This window comes from Parafrankia discariae, from assembly GCF_000373365.1.
GTDB classification, from domain to species: Bacteria; Actinomycetota; Actinomycetes; order Frankiales; family Frankiaceae; genus Parafrankia; species Parafrankia discariae.
Genome location: NZ_KB891148.1, coordinates 1 through 21,227 on the forward strand (window position 1 = coordinate 1; position 21,227 = coordinate 21,227).

General features: G+C 71.7%; 17 protein-coding genes, 1 tRNA gene and 1 pseudogene. 8 read left to right on the plus strand and 11 right to left on the minus strand.

The window, feature by feature from the left end; translation table 11 throughout:
- The first annotated feature begins 354 nt into the window (after window positions 1-354).
- Both B056_RS40385 and B056_RS35690 read left to right on the plus strand, forming a co-directional pair.
- On the plus strand, window positions 355-858 hold the full coding sequence (locus B056_RS40385) for a group II intron maturase-specific domain-containing protein (RefSeq protein ID WP_230202879.1): 504 nt from the start codon (window positions 355-357) through the stop codon (window positions 856-858).
- A gap of 135 nt (window positions 859-993) precedes the next feature.
- Window positions 994-1,866, plus strand: coding sequence for a class I SAM-dependent methyltransferase (locus B056_RS35690; protein WP_076784661.1), 873 nt, complete (start codon window positions 994-996; stop codon window positions 1,864-1,866).
- A gap of 978 nt (window positions 1,867-2,844) precedes the next feature.
- Here B056_RS35690 and B056_RS45325 read toward each other — a convergent pair.
- Both B056_RS45325 and B056_RS35700 read right to left on the minus strand, forming a co-directional pair.
- Complete coding sequence (locus B056_RS45325; RefSeq protein WP_268258357.1) at window positions 2,845-3,750, minus strand: replication-relaxation family protein; 906 nt, start codon at window positions 3,748-3,750, stop codon at window positions 2,845-2,847.
- On the minus strand, window positions 3,747-4,334 hold the full coding sequence (locus B056_RS35700) for a hypothetical protein (protein ID WP_154676904.1): 588 nt from the start codon (window positions 4,332-4,334) through the stop codon (window positions 3,747-3,749). The genes B056_RS45325 and B056_RS35700 overlap by 4 nt, the downstream gene beginning before the upstream one ends.
- Window positions 4,335-6,107: 1,773 nt before the next feature.
- On the opposite strand from B056_RS35700, the pseudogene B056_RS45970 reads away from it, so the two are divergent.
- Window positions 6,108-7,106: pseudogene (locus B056_RS45970) on the plus strand (recombinase family protein); the annotation flags it as partial.
- Between the two features lie 18 nt (window positions 7,107-7,124).
- Here B056_RS45970 and B056_RS42515 read toward each other — a convergent pair.
- From B056_RS42515 to B056_RS0107705, 9 genes are all read right to left on the minus strand, one after another.
- Window positions 7,125-7,481 (minus strand): hypothetical protein, encoded by a 357-nt coding sequence (locus B056_RS42515; protein ID WP_154676905.1) that lies wholly within the window; start codon window positions 7,479-7,481, stop codon window positions 7,125-7,127.
- Window positions 7,482-7,653: 172 nt separating this feature from the next.
- Window positions 7,654-7,717, minus strand: a tRNA-Phe gene (locus B056_RS42520).
- Between the two features lie 6 nt (window positions 7,718-7,723).
- Window positions 7,724-9,190 (minus strand): FAD-dependent oxidoreductase, encoded by a 1,467-nt coding sequence (locus tag B056_RS0107675; protein ID WP_020572375.1) that lies wholly within the window; start codon window positions 9,188-9,190, stop codon window positions 7,724-7,726.
- Window positions 9,187-10,146 carry an acyl-ACP desaturase gene (locus B056_RS0107680; RefSeq protein ID WP_018501299.1) on the minus strand — a complete coding sequence of 320 codons (960 nt, stop codon included), beginning with the start codon at window positions 10,144-10,146 and terminating at the stop codon, window positions 9,187-9,189. Before B056_RS0107680 ends, B056_RS0107675 begins: the two co-directional genes overlap by 4 nt.
- Before the next feature lie 17 nt (window positions 10,147-10,163).
- Window positions 10,164-11,048 carry an SAM-dependent methyltransferase gene (locus B056_RS0107685; protein ID WP_018501300.1) on the minus strand — a complete coding sequence of 295 codons (885 nt, stop codon included), beginning with the start codon at window positions 11,046-11,048 and terminating at the stop codon, window positions 10,164-10,166.
- Complete coding sequence (locus B056_RS0107690) at window positions 11,045-11,308, minus strand: acyl carrier protein (protein ID WP_018501301.1); 264 nt, start codon at window positions 11,306-11,308, stop codon at window positions 11,045-11,047. The genes B056_RS0107685 and B056_RS0107690 overlap by 4 nt, the downstream gene beginning before the upstream one ends.
- Window positions 11,308-11,964, minus strand: coding sequence for a PaaI family thioesterase (locus B056_RS0107695; protein ID WP_018501302.1), 657 nt, complete (start codon window positions 11,962-11,964; stop codon window positions 11,308-11,310). Before B056_RS0107695 ends, B056_RS0107690 begins: the two co-directional genes overlap by 1 nt.
- The gene (locus tag B056_RS0107700) at window positions 11,961-12,749 is read right to left on the minus strand and encodes a ferritin-like domain-containing protein (RefSeq protein WP_018501303.1); all 789 of its coding nucleotides are present in this window, start codon (window positions 12,747-12,749) and stop codon (window positions 11,961-11,963) included. Before B056_RS0107700 ends, B056_RS0107695 begins: the two co-directional genes overlap by 4 nt.
- A gap of 34 nt (window positions 12,750-12,783) precedes the next feature.
- Window positions 12,784-14,643, minus strand: a complete 1,860-nt coding sequence (locus tag B056_RS0107705) for an AMP-binding protein (protein WP_018501304.1) — start codon at window positions 14,641-14,643, stop codon at window positions 12,784-12,786.
- A gap of 280 nt (window positions 14,644-14,923) precedes the next feature.
- Here B056_RS0107705 and B056_RS0107710 point away from each other — a divergent pair, with 280 nt between their 5' ends.
- The 5 genes from B056_RS0107710 to B056_RS0107730 all read left to right on the plus strand — a co-directional run bounded on the left by B056_RS0107710 (window position 14,924) and on the right by B056_RS0107730 (window position 21,197).
- Window positions 14,924-16,195 carry a cytochrome P450 gene (locus B056_RS0107710; protein ID WP_020572376.1) on the plus strand — a complete coding sequence of 424 codons (1,272 nt, stop codon included), beginning with the start codon at window positions 14,924-14,926 and terminating at the stop codon, window positions 16,193-16,195.
- A 129-nt stretch (window positions 16,196-16,324) separates the two neighbouring features.
- Window positions 16,325-17,278: a LysR family transcriptional regulator gene (locus tag B056_RS0107715; protein ID WP_018501306.1), complete on the plus strand. Its 954-nt coding sequence runs from the start codon at window positions 16,325-16,327 to the stop codon at window positions 17,276-17,278.
- Window positions 17,279-17,508: 230 nt separating this feature from the next.
- On the plus strand, window positions 17,509-18,354 hold the full coding sequence (locus B056_RS0107720) for an MBL fold metallo-hydrolase (protein WP_035750671.1): 846 nt from the start codon (window positions 17,509-17,511) through the stop codon (window positions 18,352-18,354).
- Between the two features lie 88 nt (window positions 18,355-18,442).
- Window positions 18,443-19,072, plus strand: coding sequence for an HAD-IA family hydrolase (locus B056_RS0107725; protein ID WP_018501308.1), 630 nt, complete (start codon window positions 18,443-18,445; stop codon window positions 19,070-19,072).
- Between the two features lie 238 nt (window positions 19,073-19,310).
- A complete protein-coding gene (locus tag B056_RS0107730) occupies window positions 19,311-21,197 on the plus strand; it encodes an AMP-dependent synthetase/ligase (protein WP_035750633.1) in 1,887 nt (628 codons plus the stop codon).
- The last annotated feature ends 30 nt before the right edge of the window (window positions 21,198-21,227 follow it).

Here is a 21,227-nt window from a genome sequence, read left to right on the forward strand (position 1 = left end):
GCTTGCAATAGCAGCGCACCGACACCGGCGACAGACCCCGCTCTCGGTCCAGCCAGCCACCGAACTCCGCCAGCAGCGCCATATCCGGCTGCACGCAGCCCCGACCCGCACCCATCTCCATGATGATCTCCTCGCCTGGAGGAACACGACCACTCCAGACAGGCAGACCACCACCCGGTCCCGCAGGATTATGCCGAGATCAGGAAGCCGCTCATCGCCCTGACCAGGAAAACCAGAGCCAGGGCCGGCATAACCCGGACCTCGGCATAAGCCGACGACTGGTGTCTAATGGTGTCGGGCTCCCGGTCCGACGCCGAGGCCTTACGGGACGAGATCGCGGAAGTCCTCTCCGGAATGGGCCTGAGCCTGTCAGCGGAGAAGACGCTGATCACCCATATCGAGGAAGGCCTCGATTTCCTTGGGTGGCGCATTCAGCGCCATCACAAGAGAGGCACGAACCGGCACTACGTCTATACCTATCCGTCACGGAATGCGGTTCATACCGTGACGGGAAAGGTTAAGGATCAGTGTCGCCAGACAGGGCCAAATCTTCCGCTCGACGTCCTGCTGTTTAATATCAATAGGATGTTGCGAGGCTGGTGTACGTACTTCCGACCGGGGGTGTCCAGCAAAGCCTTCAACTACGTTGGCCACTATGCATGGGGCCGCGTGATCAGATGGTTGCGCAGGAAACACCGAAAGATGAACTGGAAGGAGCTGCGGCGCCGGTACTGCGGCGGCCGGTGGTGGCCATCGGGCGAAACAGTGGCGCTGTTTAACGCGGGGGCGGTGCATACAACACGCTACCGCTACCGGGGAGCAGCGATCCCAGCACCGTGGCCACTGGCCGGGCGATGAGGGACCGAGGCACGGCAGGACCTGTGGAGCGCCCGTTGCGGTGAGAGCCGCACGCCGGGTGCGGGAAGCGGCCCGGAGAAACGGACTGGCCGAAAGACCAGTACCGCGCTCCGGGCCGACTTTCACCTCGCGCACCTGGCCGGGCCCGGCGGGCACGTCACCACCATCGACATCGACCCCGACGTCACCAGCGGCGCGACCGCCGCCCTCGCCGCGACCGGCGTCGAGGCGGTCACGGTCCTCACCGGGGACGGTGTCTTCGGTGACCCGGACGGCCACGTTCACGATCGGCTGATCGCCACGGTGGGCGTCTGGGACATCTCCAGCGCCTGGTGGGACCAGCTCACCCCCGGCGGCCGGCTCGTCCTGCCCCTGCGCTGGCGGGGCCAGACCCGAGCGGTGGCCTTCCGCCGCGACGGCGACCGGATGATCAGCGAGTCGGTGGAGCTCTGCGGCTTTGTCCCCATGATCGGACAGGAAGGCGAGCGGACCGCCCCGATCCACCCCGGCGACCTCGTCGCGCTGCACTGGGATCAGGACCAGGCCATCGACCCCGACGCCCTCACCGGCGTACTCGCCCGGAAGCGGACGATCGCCTTGTCCGGCGTCGAGGTCGGACCCTACGACCCCTTCGACGGGATCTGGCTGCGCCTGACCGCCACCGAGCCCGGGTGCTGCCGCATCGCGGCCACCCCCGAGGCAGTGAAGTCCGCCCTGTGCGCGCCCGCGATACCCCAGCGCAGCCCGGCCCTCGTCGAGGGCGACTCACTCGCCTACCTCAGCCTCGCCCGCAACCACGCCGCGCCCGGCCGTCACATGCTCGGCGTCATCGGCCACGGCCCGAACCGCCACGACCTGGCCGACCAGCTGATCGAAGGTATCCACACCTGGAACAGCGACCGGGCAGCGATCCCCACCGTGACCGCCTACCGCAGCCTCGCCGGTCTCACGCACCAGGCATCCGGACTGATCCGCAAACCAGACAGCCCTCTCACAATCACATTCTGATACACGCGGCGGGCCAAAACTCGGCCATCGAACCGCCGGCGCCGCAGAACACTCCGACGACGCGAGCACATATCCGCGCAAGCCACGCGGGCTGACATCGCCCGGCCGGCAGCAGCCGGCGAATCCCCTGAAGACCTGAAGTTCGGCGCGGGCCGGACCCAAAACGGATAGCCGCCCGGAGGCGGAAAACCGCGAGGTGGGCCGGTGTCCGCCCCCCGGGCGGGCGCCGGGCCGCCGCACGAGTTTTCCAGCCTCCGGGCGGCGTAGCCTGGCCGACCATCAGAGGGGGCCACGGGCCACTGACCTGCTCTTTCACCGGCCAGCTCCCCCTCCACCCTTAATCGGAGGGAATACTGGAGGGAATATCCGCGGGAATAATGGAGGGTATAACGGAGGGTGGGGGTTTCGATTTAGCCTGCATGGCAGGAGGGGTTCCGGTGCATGCGGCTCGCCGGGTGGCCCGAGGCGAGGACGGTTTCTTGCGCGGCAGCGGGATGGGTAGCCTCGCGACAGGCGGTTTTGGCTTAAATTTCCACGCTAGGACTTTTCTCGCCCCGCATTAAATCATTCCACGCTACCAATGTAAATTTCGGCATGGGTAATGTCAATGGCCTACGGACCATAGAACGCGAGTATCCGATTTCCGGGGTTGTCCCTGGGGAGAGCCCATGGCCGGTCTCGACTTCGCCAACGGCGGCCAGCACGGTACGCGGCAACCCCGGCCAGGTCGCCGCCGCCGCGACCTACAGCCACGGGTAGTCGGCGGGAATCTCCTGCGCGGCGGGCCTGCGATGCTGACGGCAGCTGCTGCCGCAGTCGGCCCCGCCGCCGAGGAGCCCGGCCGCGACACCGCCAGCGAGGATCCGCAGGGCGAGCGGCAGCGCGCGCAGTCCGACGGCGCCGGCTCACGCGGGGCCGAGGGGGGACCGCGGCCCGAACTGCGGCGTGGGTGGGCGGGGTGTCGGTGCCGGGTCCGGCTCATGGCGGTGGTCGTGCGGGTCGGGGTTGTCGGCTGGGGGGCGGGTGCGGATCGGGGTGCCGTAGCGGGTGGTGAGTTCGTCGAGGTCGGTGCGGGTGGTGGTGTGCAGGGGCAGCCACACTTGCCGGGCGGGGGCGAGGTCGGGCGGGTCGGCCGCAGTCGTCGGGGCGGTCAGGGGGGCGGGGGCGGCGGTGACGATGACGACGCCGGCCGGGGTGGCGGCGAGCCGGGCGCGCAGTTCCCGTTCCCGGTAGGTGGACCGGCAGCCAGATCAGGACGGGGCTGGTCAGGCCGCTGGAGGCAGCGAGCCTCGTGTAGCCGGGGATCTTGCGCGCGATCTGAGAGAGGGATTCGGTGCCGGTGTCGAACTCGACGAAGAAGTCGAGCCGGCGCTGGCCGGCCTGCCAGGTGCCGTAGCCGTCCGGGCGGATCCACTGCCGCCACAGGGCGGCGGCACGCCGTTCGGACCACCAGACGGTCAGTCCTTCGTTGTCGGGGCGGGTGCGGCTGGCATACACCCAGGCGGTGAAGACCGCGTTGACGCCGACAAGGTGACCGAGGCGGGGCGAGCTCACCCAGGCGTGCAGTTTGTCGCGGCGGTAGCCGAGGTCGGCGACGCTCTGGCCGCGCCCGGCGGCGAGAATCGCCGCGCCGACCGGCCCGAGCATGTAGTGGTAGGGGCCGGTACCGCGGCCTTGGCCGTAGTAGGGGCGCATCCGGTCGACGGTCTGCAGCCGGTGCAGGGTCGCCAGTCGCATCCGGGCCATCCGGTCGCCGTCGAACGCGAGGCGGGTCAGATGGTGGCTGGTCAGGACCCGGTGCTCGTGCAGCATCGCGAACATCCACCGGTCCCGGCTGGTCATCCGCCCGGCCACTTCCAGCAGTCTCTGCTCGGCGCCGCTCACTGGCTGCCTCCCAGCAGGGCGGGTCGGAGATCGCGCCCGGCTTCGAGCACGCGGGTGTGCCGGCCTGCGGCGACCCGCAACGCGGCGGTGTCGGCCTGATCGATCACGAGGCGGGCCGCCGCCGCCGTCCACGCCGTGCCCTGCTCCGGAGCGCCTTCGGAGCCCTTGGGGGAGGGGCCGTCGGAGGGAGCGCGCGCATCCCCGCCGGAGGGGGACGGCACGGATGTAGATGGCTGGGCCAACTTCACGCTCTGCAGGCGGTTCACCTGCAGCAGATGGGCGTCCTCCGGGATGGTCACCTCTCGTTCGGTCGCCTGTGCCAGCAACCGCTGGGCTTCCGTCCACGGCCACGGCGTCAGCACTGCCAGCACCGGCAGGTCCATCGCAGCCCTGCGGTAGGAGGCCGCCTGCACCAGGCCCGCCCGGTGCCCGCCGAGCACCACTCGGGCCCCGATTCCCCGCACCCCGGCCGGCAGCCCGACGAAAACATCGATAAAGCCGGGCAGCGCCTCCGCGTCGAGGTCGGCGATATCCCCGCGGTAGACAGGGGCCAGCGCTGCGGCGCTATGACGCAGCACCAGCATTGCCATCCCCACTGCCGCGGCATTCCACGTGTCCGACTCCCGTGAACACGGAAGAGACGCCCGCGCAGCGGGCCGGGCCGCCAACGGTGTCTGCGGCCCAGTCATCTCCATCCGCAACTCCCGCAGGCTGAACCACCGGTCGGCCTGCCTCGGGACATCAGCGCCGTTCACCCCCGATCCACCCGGGGATTCCAGCAGCGTCAGGAAGATCTCGGACCGATCCAACGATGATTCCGCAGCGTTATCAGAGTCGCGCAGCACGATGGATGTCTCCCGTCCTTGGAGCCAGCGTTCCGTCGACTCCAAGGACGCCACACCACATCTGACGGTGATCTGACACTCGTCCACGCCCAGGTAGATGAGGCGAAGGGGCGTCCGGAAGCGACCTGACGGTGATCTGACGGTGATCTGACACATCGCCTCGGAGGACGGGAATGATCAGGTGTCAGATCTGTGTCAGATCACCGTCAGACACCCTGGAGTTCACTCGGACCCGAACAGCTACCCCGGCTGCCAGCTGCCGTTCACCAAGCGGTATCCACCGAGATCCTGTTGCGGAGAAACCGAGCTCCCCGGCCTCCGTCCCGCCCGACCCGAGGTGCCGCGGGATCAATCCATTCACCGTCCAGCCCACAACCACCCCGAAGCCCAAGGGCTCTACCCAGAAGCCACAGCCCGCCCGCACCGTTTCCCACCTCCGCCAAGATCGAAAATCTCGCTATCTGCCCAACCATAGTGAAATTCCCACCAACGCTACCGGGAACCTCGACCGTGCTATATCGCGGTCCACCGCACTCCATGGTCAGCCGCCGCCTCGGTTGTCCCGCGCTACCGGAACACGACGCCAGAGTCATCATCGACCATCCGCCCTACCGCCACGCCGCACACGTTTCTCCGCAATCTCAGTGCGCTCGCGGGGCAACCTGCCGCCCCGGGAGGGAAGCCTCCTCGCTGTCCATTTCCACCGGCGCGGCGGACGACCCGCTCGTGGACACCGTCACCGCCGCCCGCATCGTCGGCCTGGGCGGCAACCGTCTGATCCCCTCTCGGGCTCGTCGCCCTGCACAGCGCTCGCGCTGCCCAAGCGTCCGGCGCTCCCTCCACGTCACCGCCCCCGTAGACATCCCTCTTCGCGCGCCCGCCACGTAGCCCACCCGCCGCCCCTACCTGCGCCCGGCCAGCAGGCCCGACAACAGGCCTGACCTGGGAGAACGTGATCTGACGGTGATCTGACACAAGTTGCAGACGCAACAACAGTCAGATCACCGTCAGGTTCCTTCGCTCACCATAGGAGCGCAGCGCGGACCCGGCAGATCTCTCCGAGGAGTCCGGCACGGAACCCACCCAGCCCCGTAGGTCCACCCGTCACGCGGAGCAGGTCCGCCAAGACCCCGCTCCCCACCAACCGGCGGCGCCCAGTACACCGCCGCCGCCAAAAGCGGCCAGGTCGATCTCTGGGCTACCTCCCCTGCGCCCGGCTCTCCTCACCACGATGACTCCCCAGCAATTCGCCGATGCCGTTCAAGCACTCGCCGACCTCATCGCACTGCATTTCCCTCCCGACGGGCCCATTCCTCATCAAGGAAGCCCTCCGGAAATTGAGACAATTTGACACCACCGATACGGAGAGCGACAATCACCGTCGCCGATCCGACGGCGTCAATCCACAGAATGGGACCGAGAGAAGCCGATGTTCCACATACTCCCCCTGCAACTGGCGGGGGAACGCCACCCACAGGACACCCCCGCAACCGGCGACAGCCGGGACGACGAATGACCACGCCGAACTCCGGCACCCTCTGGGGATCGACCATTCCGCAACCGACTATCCGGGTGGCGCTTTCTCTTCGGGCCTCGACCGATGAGGAAAACCAGCCCTACTCCCTGGACGGGCAGGAAGCCGGGCTGAGGAAGTTCGTCGCGAGTCAGCCAGGCTGGACTATCGTCAAGATCTATCGCGACCGTAAGTCCGGTGCCACGATGGACCGGCCTGGGCTGCTCCAGGCCATATCGGATGCCCGAGCCCACCGCTACGACGTCCTTCTTGTCTACCGGGTCGACCGCATCGCCCGCTCGCTGCGGGTTCTCTGCCAGATCGTCGACGAGCTCGACAAGACAGGCGTCACGTTCAGATCGGCCACCGAGCCGTTCGATACATCCACCCACATCGGGCGCATGCTGATGCAGATCCTGGGCATGTTCGCCGAGTTCGAACGCGCCGCCATGATCGACCGCATCCGCAAGGCGCTGCGCGCGAAGTCCGCCAAGGGCGGATGGCATGCCGGCAGGACCCCATACGGCTACACCGTGGACGAGAACAAACTCTTCCTCGTCCCCGTACCCGACCACGCACTCATCATCGAGGAAATCTTCCAGCTATACACCCGACGCCATCTCGGCAGCAAAGCAATTGCGAACCACCTCAACGAGAAGGGACTGCGGACCCGCGACGGAGGACTCTGGTCCGACCGCTACATCACGACCCTGCTCCGCAACCGCGTCTACACCGGTGAGATCTACTACGACGATTCCTGGCACCCAGCCCCGCACACACCGCTGGTCGACAGCGAGACCTTCGCCAAGGCCACGAAGATCCTCGATGCCCGATCCAGAGATCACAGCTTGCGCGCCTCGAACCCCGCCGAGTACGAACTCACCGGCCGCGTCGTCTGCGACCGCTGCAACGCCGCCTACACCGGAGCCCTCGCCCACGGACGATCCCGCGAGTACCGCTACTACCTCTGCCACAACCGGCAACGCTTCGGCAAGAGCCGCTGCGACAACGACCGGCTACCCGCGGACGCCCTCGAGGACGCCGTCCTCAACGCCCTCATCAAGACCTACAGCACTTCGACGATCTTCGACGCCGCCATCGCCGCCCACCAGACCAGAACCGCGGAACCCCAGCAAGACCACAGCGAACACCTCGCCCGGCTGGAAAACCAGATCAACGCGATCCGCGGCAAGATCCGCAAATACCAGACCGCGTTCGAAGAGGGCACCATGCCTGAGGACGCCTGCGGAGAACGCATCCGAGACCTCGCGACACAGCTCACCCAGGTCCAGGACGAACACGACAAGATCAAAATCGAGATGGTGGAGGAACCACCCGATCCCGTGCCCCTCGCGAAGATCGGCGACATCCAAGGTCTCATCTTGACCTTGCTGGCGGAAGCTCCGGCGAAAGAGGGCGGCAAGCCCCTGCGCAGGGCAGTCCTACACACGCTGATCGAAGAAATCCGTGTAAGATCAAGGTCGGACATCACGCCGACGTTCCGCATTCCCGACCAGGACGCGGTTCGGGTTGTCCCAGATCCTGTGGGCAGGGGCGGGGTCGAACCGCCGACCTTCCGCTTTTCAGGTGGACGACACAAGCCGTCCACGACGGGTCATGACTGTCCATGACGGGTCAGGGCATGGCGGGCGGTCCGCAGCAGGGCCGCGGGGGTGAGCAGGATCGTCGGAGGGTCGACGAGGTTGACCACACGGATCAGGTTGCGGGCGAGGACGGGGTCGGAGCGGGTCGCCGCCTGGACCCGGGGGATGTAGGCGTTGGTGATCCTGGTCCGGGGCCCGCGGCGGCCCTCGACCTCGCGGTAGCGCAGGTCGGAGTCGGTGGCGATCGACCAGGCCCGCGAGGTCGGCTGGGCGGCCGCGGCGAAGTACCGGGCGGCGAGGTTGTCCAGGCCGCCCGAGCGCAGGCATCCGCGCAGTTCCAGGGCCTGCTGCGCGGCGACGGTCATGCCCTGCGCGTAGAGCGGGTTGAGGGTGCACAGGGCGTCGCCGATCGCGACGAAACCGGCCGCCGGGGAACGCAGCAGGTCGTAGCGCAGCCGCCGCGACGCCCGGAACCGGTAGCGGACCGGGTCGTCGAGCGGCTCGGCGCCCTGGATGAGGCGGTGGATGTCGGGGGCGGGCAGGGAGGCCGCGAAGCGTTCGTAGCCGGGAGCGTCGACCGGTGGGTGGTCGCCGAGCATGCCGGCGAGGGTCACGATCCAGCGGTCGCCCTCCTGCGCGACGGCGCCACCGCCGCGGGTGCCGGGCAGCGTCGAGATGATGACGCCGAGGTCGCCACCGAGATCCGTGGGCCGGCGGCGGTAGGTGCGGGAGGCGTAGGCGAGGTCGACGCCGACAGTCTCCGCCCGCGGGACGTCGAAGCCCAGGTCGGTGAGCCACTCCACGGCGCGGGACCCGCGCCCGGTGGCGTCGACGACGAGGTCGGCCTCGAGGGCGCGGGCCGGGGTGTCCCCGGCGAGCGGCTCGACCCGCACCCCGGCGACGCGCCCCCCCACAGCCCGCCCCCGGACAGCGCCGTCCCGCGCGGCCGGCTCGGCGTCCCGGACGAGGCCGACCGCGCGGAGTTCGGGGAGCCACCGGATCCGGTCGTGGCCGAGCGTCGCGGCTCGCAGCGCCGCCTCCAGGGCCGGCCGGCTGGCGAGTACCGAGGTGAGGCCGGTCGGCACCGGGGTGACGCGGGCGCCGTCGAAGTACCAGCGGGTGCCGACGAGGGTCTCCGCCGTCGGCACCCCGTCGGCGGCGATCTTGGCGGTGAAGTCCGGGTAGAGCTCGTCGAGGATCTGGCGGCCCCGTTCCATCAGGGCGTGCAGGTGCCGGCCCTGCGCCGCCCCGCCGCGGGCGCCGCCGGTCCCGGTGGCGGTGGGGGTGGCCGTGGCGGTGACGTCGTCGCGGTCGATGATCGTCACCTGGCCGACGTGCTCGGCCAGTACCCGGGCCGCCAGCAGGCCCGCGACGCTGGCACCGAGCACGACGGCGTGCCCCCGCCTGCCCGGGCCCGCTCCCCCGCCGGCCGTCCCGCCGCCGGCCCCGGGCACGCTTCCGCCGCCGGGCGCGGTCACGCCGAGGCCGCGGCCGGTGGCGCCGCCGCGGGGGTGGCGGGTGGGGGCGGGGCGGCCGTGCGGCAGGCCGCCACGAAGCGGTTCAGCTCGTCGACCCGGTCGGAGGGGGCGTCGACGGCGCGGTTCACGATCCGGATCAGGTGCTCGTAGGCGTCGGTGTGGTCGTAGCGGGCCGCGTCGGCGATCCGCAGTGCCCAGCGCCAGTAGCCGCGCATCGTGTCCGCCAGCGGCATCCGGAAGCGGGCGATCACGTCCCGGATCGGTTCGACCACCGCGTCGCCGTACACCCGCAGGTACCGCTCCAGGATGTCGGCCATGAACGCGAAGTGGCGGGCCTCGTCCCGGCTGAGCCGGTTGAGCAGCTCGGCGAGCACCGGGTCCCCGACGACCGCGCGCAGCTGCTGGTAGTAGATCTGGGTGGCCTTCTCCTGCACGAGCGCGTAGGCGAACAGCGCCACCGACTCGTCGTGCGGGAGCTCGAAGGGCTTGCGGCCCTCGGCGGCGAGCTCGCGGCGCAGCTCGTCGGGACGGGCGATGCCCGAGTCGGTCTGGTAGCGGAACAGGGCGCGGGCGTGGCTGTCCTCCTCGACCGCCCAGCGGACGGTGAAGTGGTACAGCTCGCGGTGGTGGGCGAAGTCCTCCGGGCTGACCTCGTCGGTCAGCGGGAACCGCCGGGTGTAGACGGCGAAGTAGCCCGGTAGGTGATCCTCGATCAGGGTGATGAAGCGGACGGCGGAACGCTGGCCGTCGGTGAGCCGGCCGGCGTCGGCCGCGGCCCAGTCGACGGCGGTCTCGACGTCCCAGCGACGCTCGGCGGCGCCGGCGCGGTGGAAGTCGGTCACGGCCTCGGCCAGGTCGCCCGCGGGCAGGAAGGGCCCGTCTACCGGGCCGCGCAGCACGGGGGCCCGGGTGGCCGTGGTGGTCGTGGTGGTCCCAGTAGTCGTGGTGGTCATCATTCGTCTCCCGCGGCTCGTCAGCGCGACTTCTGGCAGACCAGCGCGTAGTGCTTCGTGGTGAAGCCCCAGCCGGCGTTGGCGACCTGGAGGTATCGGGTGAGGGTGGCCGCCAGGCCGGGGGTGATCGCGTCGAGCCGGTCGGCCCGGTCGGCAACGTTGACCAGCCAGTCCTCGATGGTGCGGCGGTAGTCCTCGGTCAGGTCGTCCACGGAGATGATCGAGAACCCGGCGTCCTCGGCGGCGCGGACCAGCTCGGACAGTGGGCGCATGTCCCCCCAGCCGAAGATCGAGTCGCGGACGAACTCGGTGCCGCCGCGCCGGTCGAACTCCGTGTGCGCGGCCGCGTTGCGGAAGCAGGACTCGGAGACGTACAGCCGCCCGTTGCGGCGCAGCGCCGCCCGCGCCCGGCGGAACACCAGGTCGAGGTCGGGCATGTGCACGATGGACCCGAGCAGCGACACCGCGTCGAACGACGCCGGTTCGACGTCGAGGGTCTCGAAGTGGCCCTGGCGGGTCTCGACCAGCTCGGCGACGCCCAGCTCGGCGGCCCGGGCGGCGATGTAGGCGTGCTGGCGGCCGGCCGGGCTGATCCCGACGGCGCGGCAGCCGAGCTCGCCGGCCAGGTACAGCACGACCGAGCCCCAGCCGCAGCCCACATCGAGGGTCCGCTCGCCGCCGCGCAGCCCGAGCCGGTCGGCGACGAAACGCAGCTTGGCGAGCTGGGCGTCCTCCAGCGTCAGACCCTCGGAGCGGTAGAGACCGCTGGAGTACTTGCGGCGCGGGTCCAGGAACAGGCCGAAGATCTCCGGGTCGAGGTCGTAGTGCTGGTTCGTGTCCGCGACCCCGGCCGCGGCTGTCCCGGTCCTCGCCGGGCCGGCCGGGGTGGTGGCGGTGACTGTCATGCCGCCGCGCCCTCGGCCAGCGCCCGCTCGACGACGTCGGTCACCTCACGGACGGTGGTCACCGTGAAGACGTCCTCGTCGTCGAGCTCGATGTCGTAGGCCCGCTCGATACGGGCGATCATGCGCAGCACCTTCACCGAGTCGGCGCCGGCGACGGTGCGCAGGTCGAGGTCGGGGTCGATGGCGTCCGCGGTGGTCGCCAGCTCGGTGGCGACGATCTGGGTGACGGTGACGAGCACCGGCTCGGCGGTCGTGGACATCAGGACTCCTCGGAGGCGGTCGCGGGAAGGGAGGTCGTCGCGGGAACGGCGGCGGTCGCGGGAACGGAGGTCGTCGCGGGAACGGCGGCGAGGGTCGACGTACGCAGGACGTCCGCCAGCAGGCCGGCATCGCCGTCGCTGAGCGTGATGCGGTCACGGGCCGCCTCGAGGGCGACCGGGCGGTAGGTGGCGCGGGCGGTGGCGACGACCCCGCCGGTCGCGTCGAGGATGTCCGCCTCGGCGTTGATCAGGCCGGTGTCCCCGGTGCTGACGATCCGCGCCCGGCACTCGTGCGGGGCGCCGACCGGAATCGGCGCCAGGTAGCGCAGCCGCATGGCGGTGGTGAACGCCGGCGTCCCGGTGCGCAGCACGATGAGGTTGCCCATCGTCTCGTCGCAGATCACCCCGGCCAGGCCGCCGTGCACGACGCCCGGGTACGACTCGTGCGCGGAACCCAGCCGGAAGACGGTGCCGAGCCCGTCCGGGAGCACCCGGAACCGCAGCTGCAGGCCCGTGGCGTTGTGCGGGGAGCAGCCGAAGCACTGGTAGTCGTCCAGGACGGCCCACGGGGTGACCATGAGCTCCTGCTCGCCGGCGGACGCCCCGGGCTCAGCGACGGTCGTCGGTTCGACGGTGGTCGTCGGCTCGGCGGTCATCCAAGGACCTCGGCGAGGTTGCGGCGGACCCGGGCGTTGGTGGTCAGGTCCAGGCCGGTCAGCGCGCCGAAGGCCCGCCGGATCTTGTCCTGCAGATGGGCCAGCTCGCCCTCCGTCGCCACCTGGGTGAGGAAGTAGGTGAACCCGGTGTCAATGGTGTCGTGGTCCTGCAGAGCCTCCAGCTCGCCCTTGAACACGCCCACCGGGTGCTTGATGCGCTGCTCGGCGGTGTAGATGAACAGCGTCTCCAGCACGGAGGCGAGCTCGTCGGGGTGATCGGCCAGCCGGCGCCGCGTGTAGTGGATGAACTCGCGGGCGTGCGCGGCCTCGTCCAGGCTCGCCTTCGTCATGATCGCGGCCAGCACCGGCTCCTGCACCCAGGCGGCGACCGCGCGGTAGACGTGGTTGACCGTCAGCTCGGAGATGATGTTCGTCGCCAGGGTGGCCGCCGGGGTGGTGCCCGGCGCGTAGGGCTCCCGCATCGCGGCGACCGCGCCCGGCGCCACCTGGGCGTCGATCTGGTCCAGCCAGGCCCGGAACGCGAAGTGGTGCTGGAGCTCCTGGGAGCCCCACAGCGCGATGAACGCGGAGAAGTCGTAGTCGTCGACGAACTCGTCGAAGAAGCCGTGCTGGGCGGCGATCGAGTTCGCCTCGCCCATCACCGCGCCGCGCGCGATCCGGACGTACTCGGGGCGGACCAGTTCGGGCCGCACCTCGTCGAAGGGGATGTCGGCGAGCCGCCACACGTGGCGCTCGTATCGGCGGAAGACGTCGTAGCTGTGCATGGGCCTCCACCTGCCTGGGAAACGGGCCTGGGACTCAGGTCGGTACGCACGCCGCGCGCGCGGCGAGGCGCTGGAACTTCCCACTGGACGTCCGCGGCAGCGCGTCGGGCCCGACGAGGCCGACGGTGACCTCGGCGAGGCCGACCGCGGCGGTCACCGCCACCCGGATCGCGGTGGCCAGGGCCGCGCGCCCGGCGTCGTCGGTCAGCGGGGTCTCGGCGAGGACGGCCATCGTCTCGGTGCCCTCGGGGGTGCGGTCGGCGTAGGCGACGCAGCGGCGGCGGTGCACCCCGGGGACGTCCCGGGCGGCCTCCTCGGCGTCGTGCGGGTAGTAGTTCACCCCGCGGACGATCACCATCTCCTTGTCCCGGCCGGTGACGAACAGCTCGCCGTCGCGCAGCAGGCCGAGGTCGCCGGTGCGCAGCCAGCCGTCCGCGGTGAACGCGCCGGCCGGCTGCGCCCCGGTGTCGGTCAGGTAGCCGCCCGTCACCGCGTCGCCGCTGATCTGGATCTCGCCGACCTGGTCGTCGGCGAGCACACCGGTGCCGTCCCGGCCGCCGATCCGCACCCGCATGGCGCGCACCGGCCGGCCCACCCCGGCCAGCCCGCGGGCGGACGGCGCGCCGGCCGGCACGTCCCGCGCGACGCCGTCGCGGGCGAGCAGGTCACGGTCGACCCAGCGGTGCACCGGGGCGCGGCCCAGCGGCGGGAAGGTGACCGCCAGCGTGGCCTCGGCCATCCCGTAGACGGGCATCAGCGCCGCCGGCGGGAAGCCGGCCGGGGTGAAGATGGCGAGGAAGCGCTCGACCGAGGCGGGCTCGACCGGCTCAGCGCCGTTGAAGGCGACCCGCCAGCCGCTCAGGTCCAGGCCGGCCTCCCGCGGCGCCGGGACGGCCTCCGCCAGGTGGTCGTAGGCGAAGTTCGGCATGGGCGCGACGCTTCCGCCACGGCCGAGGAAGTCGGCCAGCCAGCCGGCCGGGTCCTTCACGAAGGCGGCCGGCGACCAGACGGTCATCGGCATGCCGGCGAAGATGCCGGCGAGCGTGCCGAACAGACCCATGTCGTGGAACAGCGGCAGCCAGATGCCACCGCCGTCGGCCTCGGTCAGCGCGACACCGTCGATGATCGCGGCCAGCCCGGCGAGGATGTTGCGGTGCGTCAACACGACCCCCTTGGGGGCGGCGGTGCTGCCGGAGGTGAACTGGACCAGCGCGGCCTCGTCGGGGGACACGTCCGCCGCCGGGCCGGCCGGGGCGGTGCCGGCTGGAGCGGTGCCGGCCGGAGCGGTGCCGGCTGGAGCGGTGCCGGCCGGAGCCGGGCCGCCGTCGGTGTCCGGCGCCGTGAGGTCGGCGACCCGGACGAGGCGGACGCCGTCGAAGGCCCCGGCGAAGCGGTCGGCCATCCGGGCCGTCCGGCCACCGACCAGCACGAGCCGGATCCCGGCGACGGCCACCGCGCGGGCCAGCCGGGCGGCGTAGCCGGGCAGGTCACGGGTGGAGGCGGGCAGCGGCAGGGGGCACGCGGCGGCCCCCGCCCGGCTCACCCCGGCCAGGGCGACCAGGAAGTCGGGCGCGTTGTCGCTGAGCACGCCGACCCGGTCACCGGCGACGACCCCGACCCCGGTGCCGGTGCCGGTCAGGGCAGCCGCCAGGACGTCCGCGCGGGCGACGAGCTCGCCCAGCGTCAGCGACGCCCCGGCGGAGGGGAAGTCGAGGGGCAGCCCGGGATGGCGGGCCGCGACCGCGGCCAGGCCGCCGTGCAGGGTGCCCGCCGCCAGCGCGACGGCGGCCGTCGAGCACACGGGCAGGTCACCGGCGGGCGGGGAGACGGCAGGCGGGGAGACGGGGACGGCGCGGGGCACGGGGATCGCCACCTCCGCCGGAGCGTCGTGCATCGTGGGCCCTCCATCTGCATCCGGCCGACCGGCTCACAGCGGCGCGCGGCGCGCTCGGCGCCGGTCCCGCCCGACACATTCGTGCCGCCGTTCACCGGCGGCGGTTCGTCCACACATTTCCGCGAGAATGCTTGCGCCGCCGCCCGGCGCCGTCAAACACGGATACCGGGCCGCTATTGATCCATCGGGGGCGTTAATCGTCCCGCCGGGGAACGGAAGGAAAGCGGACGATACATCGAGGCGTTATCGCGGTAACAACCGTGCGGCAATGGGAGAATCGATGACCACGTCCACCGCCGTCCCGGCGGCCGGCACCGGATCATCCGGACCGACCGGCGAGGAGTCGACCGCACTGCTGGCCGAACTGTTCGACCCGGCGACCAGACCCGACCCCTACCCCGTCTACAGCCGGCTGCGCGAGGCGGGCGCGCTGCACACGACTCCGTTCGGGCTGCCCGTCGCGACCCGGCACGCCGACTGCGTGGCCGTCCTGGCGAACCAGGACTGGGGGCACGACCTGGAAGCGCACCAGATGCACCCGACGCTGCCGGCGGAGTCGTTCCCCACCACGTTCCTGTGGATGGAACCGCCGGACCACACCCGGCTGCGCGGCCTGGTCAGCAAGGGCTTCACCCCGCGCAGCGTGCAGCTGCTGCGGCCGCGGATCACCGCGCTGGTCGACGAGCTCCTCGACAACGCGCTCGCCGCCGGTGAGTTCGACCTCGTCGAGACGATCGCCTACCCGCTGCCGCTGACGGTCATCTGCGAGATCCTCGGCGTGCCCGCCGCCGACCACCCGGCCGTCCAGGTCTGGTCGCAGGCGCTGGCCCGGGCGTTCGACCCCGACGCGCTGATGTCACCGGAGGCCCTCGCGGAGCGCAACCGGGCCATCCCCGAGTTCCTGGAGTACTTCGGCGCGCTGGTCGAGCGGCACCGGCACGAGCCCGGCGACAACCTGATCTCCGCGCTGGCCCAGGTCGAGGATGCCGGTGACCGGCTCACCGCCGACGAGCTGCTCGGCACCTGCGTCACACTGATCATCGCCGGCCACGAGACGACGGTGAACCTGGTCGGCAACGGGATGCTCGCGCTGCTGCGCAACCCCGACCAGCTCGCCCTGCTGCGCGCCGAGCCCGAGCTGATCGGGCCGGCCGTCGAGGAGCTGCTGCGCTACGACTCGCCGATTCACCTCAACACCCGCGCGGCGAAGCGGGAGCTCGAGGTGGCCGGGCGGCTGTTCGCGCCCGGCGAGGGCGTCGTCGCGCTGATCGCCTGCGCGAACCGGGACCCGCGGGCCTACCCCGACCCGGACCGGCTCGACCTGCGGCGGTTCACCTCGTCGGCGGGCGGCCCGCCGGCCCGGCACCTGTCGTTCAGCCTCGGCCACCACTACTGCCTCGGCGCGCCGCTGGCGCTGCTCGAGATGGAGCTGCTGCTCGCCGGGTTCATCCGTCGGGTCAGCGAGGCCGAGATCACCGACAACAACCCGCCCTACAAGCCGAACCTGCTGATCAGGGGGCTGGCCGAGCTGCCCGTGCGGTTCCGCGGCTGACCGTCCCGGCGCACCGCCCGGCATGATCCGGGGCAACATGCCATATTCCCGTTCCGCCGTCCACACATGCGCGTTACCGGCGGTTAGCGCCCACCGGTAACGTGAGCCACGCCCAGTGGGAGGTCGGCGGTGGAACTGAGATATCTCGCGTCGTTCCTCGCCATCGCCGAGGAGCTGCACTTCGGCCGCGCGGCGGCCCGCCTGCACCTGGCCCAGCCCTCGCTGAGCCAGCAGCTGCAGCGGCTGGAACGCGACATCGGTGTCGAGCTGGTCTCGCGCAGCTCGCACGAGGTCAAGCTGACCGCCGCCGGCCGCGCCTTCGAGACGGAGGCCCGCCGGCTGCTCGACGCCACCCGGCGGGCCGTCACCGTCGCCCGCGAGGCGGCCTCGGGGCGCACGGGGATGATCAGCATCGGCTTCAACTACCCGGCCGGCCAGCGGGTGCTACAGCCGACGCTGCTGCGCCTGGCGGCCGAGTACCCGGGGGTGTCGACGACGCTGTGGGAGGCCCGCAGCGGGCCGCAGCTGTCCGCGCTGGCCGAGGGACGGCTCGACGTCGCGCTGGTCTTCGCCGGACCGCCCTCGGCGCAGCTGCGCTCCCAGCGGGTGCTCACCGTGCCGCTGGTCGCGGTGGTCAGCCGGCGCCATCCCTGGGCGGCCCGCTCGGAGGTGCCGTTCCGGGAGCTGGCCGGCCAGCCGTGTGTCCTGTTCCGGCGGGAGCAGAGCCCGGCGATGCACGACGCGATCCTGGCCGCGGCCGATCGCTGCGGCATCGCGCTGACCGTCTCCGACGAGGTGGACGACTCCGGCGCGACCGGGATCGTGGTCACCACCAAGCCGGTGGTCGGGTTCGCCTCGGCCGCGCGCGGCGCGCATCCGCCCGGTCACGGGCTCGCCGCGGTGCGCCTGGTCGACCCGACCCCGACGGTCGGGATGTACGCCGTGTGGCGCCCGGACCCGCAGCCCGTGGTCGGCGCCTTCCTGGACTGCCTCGAGGCCGCGGGGCCGTTTACCGAGCCCGGCCCGGCCGCGGCCGCGGCACCGCCGGCGGCCGCATCCCAGGCACCGGCACCGGAGAGCTGACCCCGGTCCCCGCCCGCCCGGTGGGCGGTGCGGTGGGGTGCGGTGCCTGGCGATTGGCATCCCGAATTGCTCGTTCGTCATTCATGCGTTGCCGAGAACCGGCCCGGCGCGCAACATCGCTCGAGCGGTCGGATTCGCCTCCGCCGATCCGCCGCGCCGTACGAGGAGGTCATGGCGCCGTCCGTGGCCGTGCCGGCCGCACGGCCGGTCCGAACAGAATGGACGTGACGATGGAGTTGACTGTCCTCGGGTGCCGGTCGGGGATGCCCGCCGCCGGCCAGTGCAGCTCCAGCTACCTGGTGCAGACCGAGGCGGCCCGCGTGCTGCTGGACTGCGGTCCCGGCGCCGCCACCGCGCTCAGCGCGGTCCTCGATCCGCGCCGGCTCGACGCCGTGGTCATCAGCCACCTCCACCTGGACCACTGCTACGACCTGCTGCCCGTCGGCAAGACTCTGCTGGCCGGGCACGGCCGGTTCGCCGCGCTGTTCCCCACGCTGCCCGAGCTGGCCACGCAGGTCCAGCGGGCCCCGGTGCCGCTGTACGTGCCGCGGGGCGGCCGGGAGCGGCTGCGCGCGCTCGCCGCGCTGTTCCCCGTCACCACGATCCCGCTGCTCGACCGGGCCTTCGAGGTGGCCTTCGACGTCCACGAGTACGAGCCGGGCGACACCTTCGTCGTCGGCGACGCGACGGTCGGGCTGCACGAGCTGCGCCACGCCGTGCCCAACTGCGGCACCCGGGTGGACTGCGCGACCGGCAGCCTCGCCTACACCGGCGACACCGGGGTGACCGAGAAGCTCGTGCCGTTCGCCCGGGACGTCGACCTGCTGCTCGCCGAGGCGACGCTGGAGCTGACCGACACGACCGACCACGGCCATCTCAGCGCCACCGACGCTGCGCTGGCCGCCGCCGAGGCCGACGCGCGCCAGCTCGTCCTGACCCATTTCGTGACCGCCGAGCCGGCCTGGCTGCGGGCCCGCCAGGAGGACGCCGAACGGGTCTTCGCCGGCCCGGTGCACATCGCCACTCCCGCGAGCCGCTTCACCGCCCGGGTCGCCGAGGCGGTACCGCATGCCTGAGGGACCAGACGGTCCCGGTGCGGCGGGCCCGGCGGGTGTGACAGGTGCGGCGGGTGTGACAGGGCCGGCCGGTGCGGGGCGGGAGCCGGTGCGGGCCGTCTGGTGTGACTACGGCGGCGTGCTCAGCTCCTCCATCGCCGGCTCGCTCGCCCAGGTGGCGGGCGCGGCAGGGGTGCCGACATCCGAGCTCAGGGGGGCGATCCGGCGGGTCGCGGCGTCCTTCGGCGCGACTCTGATCGAGCCGCTGGAGCTCGGGGTGCTCTCCCAGCACGAGTGGGGCCTGCGGGTCACCGCGGAGCTGGCGCCGGCCTGGACACCGCGGATCGACCTGACCCGCTTCGGCGACCACTGGTACGCGGGCCGGACCGTCAACACGGCCCTGTTCGAGCTGCTGGACCGGGTGCGGGCCAGCGGCGTGCGCGTCGGCATGCTCACCAACAGCGTGCGGGAATGGGAACCGCACCGGCGGGCGCTGGCACCGGCCGTCGACCCGTTCGAGGAGACCGTCAACTCCTTCGAGGTGGGCCTGCGCAAGCCGGATCCGGCGATCTTCGAGCTCGCCGAGTCGCGCTTCGGGACGCCACCGCGGGCCTGCCTGCTCATCGACGACCTCGCGGTCAACTGCGCCGCGGCCCAGGCCCGGGGCTGGCGGGTGATCGAGCACACCGAGCTCGAGACCACCCTGGCCCGGCTGCGCGCCGCCGTCCCCGCCCGCTGACCGCGGACCCCCCGAACCGGCCGATGGCACCACCACGCTCCCACGCGTTCCCATCCGCCCAGCACCAACAATAAATAATTACGATCGATCAATCTCTCCCGCCCGTTGGACGGCGATAGGAGACGTTTACGGATCGTTCGCGAGAAGCACATTGCCAGCCGACCGAAGATGCATTGAGACTGGGCTCGGTAAATCCACCGGAAAATATTCGAACCCTCGTCACGAGTAGGTGGTCGGTGTGCAGCAGTACACCCTGGGAGCGGGCCGGGTCCTTCCTGACGACCGCGGCCTTTATTCCCTCGTCGACGACCGCGTCCGTACCGATCCGGACCGGGTGATCCTCAGCCGGCCCGCCGGGGCGGACTGGCACGACATCACCGTCCGCGAGCTCGACGCGCACGTGCGCCGGGTGGCCGCGGTGCTCCTCGGCCACGGGGTGGGCGTGGGCGACCGCGTCGGCATCGTCGGCCGGACCAGCTACGAGTGGGTGGTCGCCGATCTCGCGGTCCTCGCCCTCGGCGCGATCACCGTGCCGATCTTCCCGACCGCCTCGCCGACGCAGATCACCCACATAGTGACCGACTCCGGCATGTCGTGGTGCTTCGTCGAGACCCCCGAGCACCACACGGCGGTCGCCACGGCCGGCGCCGGGACGCTGCGCGCGCTGCCCTGGCCGCTGGCCGACCTGAACGGGTGGCAGGCCCCCGCCGACGACGGCGAGCCGGCCGCGGCGGACGAGTTCACCGCGCGCCGGGACGCCGTGCGGGCGGACTCGCTCGCGACGATCGTCTACACCAGCGGGACGACCGGCATGCCCAAGGGCTGCCTGCTCACGCATGGCAACCTGTTCGCCTCCAGTGCCAACACCGTCGAGCACACCGGCGAGCTGTTCCGGGTGTGGCGCCCCGTGCCTTCGCCGGACACCGCGGGCGCCGGTGCGCCGCCGGGATCGACCGAGCAGGCGTCGACCCTGCTCTGCCTGCCGCTGGCGCACGTGTTCGGCCGGACGATCCTGGTCGCCTGCCTCTACGCCGGCACGCGGACGGGCCTGCTGGCGTCGGTCCCGGACATCCTGCCCGCGATGGCGACCTTCCGGCCGACCGTGCTCGCCCTCGTCCCCTACGCGCTGGAGAAGATCCGCAAGGGGCTGCGCGGTGTCGTCGACACCGACACCGAGCTGGCGGCGGTGGCCGCCGGACTGGCCGGCGACCCGGTCGACGGCTCGTCGACCGGGCCGGCCGACGCCACGGCGGTGTCGGGGCTGCCGGCCGCCGAGCGGCGGCCCGCCCCGGCGGCGCTGGGCCGGGTCAACGGCGTGTTCGGTGGCCGGCTGAGCCACGTGATCAGCGGCGGCGCGTCGCTGGACGCGACCACGGCCGCCTTCTACCGCGGCGTCGGCGTGCGAATCCTGAACTGCTACGGCCTCACCGAGGCCGCGACGGCGGTGACCGTCAACCAGCCCGGCACCAACCGCATCGGCACGGTCGGCCAGCCGATCCCCGGCACCACCGTGGCGATCACCCCGGACGGCGAGGTGCTGGTCGCCGGGCCCAACGTCTCCCCCGGCTACTGGCGGGCCGGCCAGAACCCGCGGATCGAACCCGGCGCCGACCCGTCCCGCTGGCTGCACACCGGCGACCTGGGCCACCTCGACGCCGACGGCTTCCTCGTCATCACCGGCCGCCGCAAGGAGATCCTGGTGACCAGCGGCGGCAAGAACGTCACGCCGACCCTGCTCGAGGACCGGATGCGGCTGCACCCGCTGGTCGCCGACTGCATGATCGTCGGCGAGGCCCGCCCGTACGTCGCCGCCCTGGTGACGACCGACCAGGGCGCGCTCAACGCCCTGGCCGCGGCGCACGGCATCGACCTCGCCGCCCCCGGCTGGTGGGAGCACCCCGCCCTGCTCGACCGGGTGCGGGAGGCGGTCGACGACGCCAACGGCCTGGTCTCCCGGGCCGAGTCGATCCGCCGGTTCCGGATCCTGCCCACCCAGCTCACCATCGACGCCGGTCACCTGACGCCCTCGATGAAGCTGCGCCGCGCGCCGATCGAGGCGGCCTTCGCCACCGAGATCGAGGAGCTCTACTCCCCGGCCGCCGCGCCCGCCCCGGCCCCGGCCTGACCCGCCGTCGACGGACGACGTTCCCGCCCG

What these genes read in the sequence shown, in the direction of transcription:
- B056_RS40385 (WP_230202879.1), top strand. Translation starts at nt 355, where the DNA reads ATGGGCCTGAGCCTGTCAGCGGAGAAGACGCTGATCACCCATATCGAG.
- B056_RS0107685 (WP_018501300.1), bottom strand. Translation starts at nt 11,048, where the DNA reads ATGACAGTCACCGCCACCACCCCGGCCGGCCCGGCGAGGACCGGGACA.
- B056_RS0107700 (WP_018501303.1), bottom strand. Translation starts at nt 12,749, where the DNA reads ATGCACAGCTACGACGTCTTCCGCCGATACGAGCGCCACGTGTGGCGG.
- B056_RS0107710 (WP_020572376.1), top strand. Translation starts at nt 14,924, where the DNA reads ATGACCACGTCCACCGCCGTCCCGGCGGCCGGCACCGGATCATCCGGA.
- B056_RS0107680 (WP_018501299.1), bottom strand. Translation starts at nt 10,146, where the DNA reads ATGATGACCACCACGACTACTGGGACCACCACGACCACCACGGCCACC.
- B056_RS0107720 (WP_035750671.1), top strand. Translation starts at nt 17,509, where the DNA reads ATGGAGTTGACTGTCCTCGGGTGCCGGTCGGGGATGCCCGCCGCCGGC.
- B056_RS35700 (WP_154676904.1), bottom strand. Translation starts at nt 4,334, where the DNA reads ATGCTGGTGCTGCGTCATAGCGCCGCAGCGCTGGCCCCTGTCTACCGC.
- B056_RS0107695 (WP_018501302.1), bottom strand. Translation starts at nt 11,964, where the DNA reads ATGACCGCCGAGCCGACGACCACCGTCGAACCGACGACCGTCGCTGAG.
- B056_RS0107690 (WP_018501301.1), bottom strand. Translation starts at nt 11,308, where the DNA reads ATGTCCACGACCGCCGAGCCGGTGCTCGTCACCGTCACCCAGATCGTC.
- B056_RS0107705 (WP_018501304.1), bottom strand. Translation starts at nt 14,643, where the DNA reads ATGCACGACGCTCCGGCGGAGGTGGCGATCCCCGTGCCCCGCGCCGTC.